This window comes from Planomonospora algeriensis (assembly GCF_977012225.1).
The window spans coordinates 1-3,414 of sequence record NZ_CDRNDK010000581.1; the positions used below are offsets into that span (position 1 = coordinate 1).

Below are 3,414 nucleotides of genomic sequence, written 5' to 3' on the forward strand. Positions count from 1 at the left end.
GGCGGCGGTCGGTGCTGGTTCGAACTGCCCAGGACCGGCTGAGCCCGGCCTCGGCCGCGACCGGTGCGGCCACGGCCGAGCCGGTCGTCTCGGCGCTGAGCCGCACGGCCGGGCCCGCCGACCGGGAGCTCGCCCGCGACGCGCTCCGCGCCGACCTGAGCCGTGAGCGCTTCTACTTCGCGATGACCGACCGGTTCGCCAACGGCGACCCCCGCAACGACACCGGCGGCCTGTCCGGCGACCGGCTCGCCACCGGCTTCGACCCCGCCCACAAGGGGTTCTACCAGGGCGGGGACCTCAAGGGCCTGATCGGCAGGCTCGACTACGTCAAGAACCTCGGCAGCACCGCGATCTGGATCACCCCGGCGTTCGCCAACCGCCCGGTGCAAGGCGCCGGCGAGAACGTCTCGGCCGGCTACCACGGCTACTGGATCACCGACTTCACCCGGATCGACCCGCACCTGGGCACGAACGCCGACATGAAGAAGCTGGTCCGCGAGGCCCACAAGCGCGGGATGAAGGTCTTCTTCGACATCATCACCAACCACACGGCCGACGTGATCGACTACGCGGAGAAGACCTACGCCTACCGGTCCAAGGGCGCCCACCCCTACGTCGACGCCTCGGGCACCCCGTTCGACGACCGCGAGTACGCCTCCGGGAAGACCTTCCCGAAGGTCACGGCCGACTCCTTCCCCTACACGCCGGTCGCGCCGGAGAAGGCCAAGACGCCGTCCTGGCTGAACGACCCGACGATGTACCACAACCGGGGCGACTCCACCTTCAGCGGCGAGAACTCCGAGTACGGCGACTTCTTCGGCCTGGACGACCTGTGGACCGAGCGTCCCGAGGTCGTCGAGGGCATGACCGACATCTACAAGACGTGGGTGCGCGAGACCGGCATCGACGGTTTCCGCATCGACACCGCCAAGCACGTCAACATGGAGTTCTGGGAGAGGTTCTCCCCGGCCCTGCGCGGCTACGCCGCCAAGCTGGGCAACAAGCGCTTCTTCATGTTCGGCGAGGTCTACTCCAGCGAGCCGTCCTTCACCAGCCGCTACTCCACCCGCGGCGGGATGAACGCCACGCTGGACTTCCCGTTCCAGGAGGCGGCCCGCTCCTTCAGCGGCGGCACGGCCGGCGCGGCGCGCCTGGCCGCGCTGTACGCCGGGGACGACCACCACACCGACGCCGACTCCAACGCCTCCTCGCTGCCGACGTTCCTCGGCAACCACGACATGGGCCGCATCGGCCGGTTCCTGGTCCAGGACAACCCCGGCGCGCCCGACGCCGAGCTGCTCAGGCGCGACCTGCTCGCCCACGAGCTGATGTACCTCACGCGCGGCCAGCCGGTCGTCTACTACGGCGACGAGCAGGGCTTCACCGGCCCCGCCCAAGGCTCCGGCGGCGACCAGGACGCCCGGCAGTCCATGTTCGCCTCCAAGACCGCGAGCTACCTGTCGAACAACCTGATCGGCACCGACGCCACCCACGCGCAGGACAACTTCATCCCCTCGCACCCGCTCTACCGGGGCATCTCCGCCCTGGCGAAGCTCCGCGACGCCCACCCCGCGCTGGCCGACGGCGCCCAGATCGAGCGCCTGGCCGCGGGCGGCGTCTACGCCTTCTCCCGGATCGACGCGCGCGCCCAGGTCGAGTACGTCGTGGCGGTCAACAACGCCGAGCAGGCGGCGACCGTGCAGGTGCCGACCTTCTCCGCGAACCTGCCCTTCACCCGGGTGTACGGCCAGGCGGCCCCCTCGGCGGTCTCGGGCGCGGACACGAGGCTCGCGGTGACCGTACCGGCGCTGTCGGCGGTGGTCTACCGGGCCTCGGCGAGGCTCGCGACCCCGGCGGCGGCCCCGGCCGTCTCGATCGCGCTGCCCGGGACGGAGCTCCGGGGCAGCGCCGAGGACGGCCGGGTCCCGATCACCGCGACCGTGCCCGGCACCGGCTTCGACCAGGTCACCTTCGCCGCGAAGGCGGGCGACGGGAAGTGGCGGGTGATCGGCACCGACGACGCGCCCAACACCGCCGGAGGAAGCCGTACATTCCGGGTCTTCCACGACCTGAAGGGCGTCCCGGCCGGCACGAAGGTCGCCTACAAGGCCGTGGTGAAGGACTCCGCGGGCCGCTTCGCCTCGGCGGGCGCCGAGGCGGCCGTCGGCGCCGAGCCCGAGCCCGCGGACCCCGGCGCGGTCAAGCGCGACTGGCTCGTCGTGCACTACCAGCGCGCCGACTACGACGGCTGGGGCCTGCACGTCTGGGGCGACGTCGAGAATCCGACCGACTGGGCGAAGCCGCTCCCGCTGACCGGCGAGGACGCCTACGGCCGGTTCGCCTGGATCAAGCTGAAGCCCGGCGCGCGCGAGGTCGGGATCATCGCCCACAAGGGCGACGAGAAGGACGGCGGCGACCGGACCGTGGACCCGGCCAGGACCGGCGAGGTGTGGCTGGCCGAGGGCAGCCCGGTGACGCACGCCTCCCGCGCCGCCGCCCAGGGCTACGCCACCGTGCGCTACAGCCGGCCCGACGGGAACTACGACGGCTGGGGCCTGCACCTGTGGGGCGACGGGCTGGCCGACGGCGCGGCCACCGAGTGGGCCGCGCCGCGCCCGCCGGACGGCGCCGACTCCTCCGGCGTGTTCTGGAAGGTCCCGCTGAAGAACGCCTCCGTCCCGGTCAACCTCATCGTGCACAAGGGCGACGCCAAGGACCCCGGCCCCGACCAGTCCTTCACCCCGGCCGCTCAGCCGGAGGCCCACGTCGTCTCGGGCGTGGCGCGGCTGCACGCCACCCGCGCCGAGGCGGAGAACGTCGCGATCCTGCATTACCACCGGCCCGACGGGAACTACGACGGCTGGGGACTGCACCTGTGGGGGGACGTGGCGTCCCCCACCGAGTGGGCCGCGCCGCTGATGCCCGCCGGGAAGGACGGCTTCGGCGTCTTCTTCCGCGTCCCCCTCGCCGAGGGGGCGAAGAACGTGAGCTACATCATCCACAAGGGCGACGAGAAGGACCTCCCGTCCGACCAGGCGCTCGACCTGGCCGCCTCCGGCCACGAGGTGTGGCGGATCGCGGCCGCCGAGGGCCACGTGCTCCCGCAGTCCGCGGCGCGCGGCGCCGACGCCGACCTGTCCAAGGCCGCCGCGCACTGGATCGACCGGTCCACCGTCGCCTGGAAGGTCCGGCCGTCGGCCTCGCTCCGGTACTCGCTGGCCTTCTCCGCCGCCGGGGACATCGCCGTCGCCAAGGGCGACCTGACCGGTTCCTACCGGATGATCCGGCTGAACCCCGGCACGCTCACCGACGCGCAGCAGGCGAAGTGGCCGCACCTGGCCGGGCACGCCGCGTTCACGGTGGACCCGCGCGACGCCGACCTGGCCGCCGAGGCGCTGCGCGGCCAGGTCGTCG

Annotated in this window: 1 protein-coding gene; it reads left to right on the forward strand. The window is 72.6% G+C overall.

From position 1 onward, the window contains the following. Positions 1 to 11 precede the first annotated feature (11 nt). The coding region (locus ACWJ6R_RS32760) for a pullulanase-associated domain-containing protein (protein WP_449065932.1) at positions 12 to 3,414 on the forward strand (3,403 nt) is incomplete at its 3' end.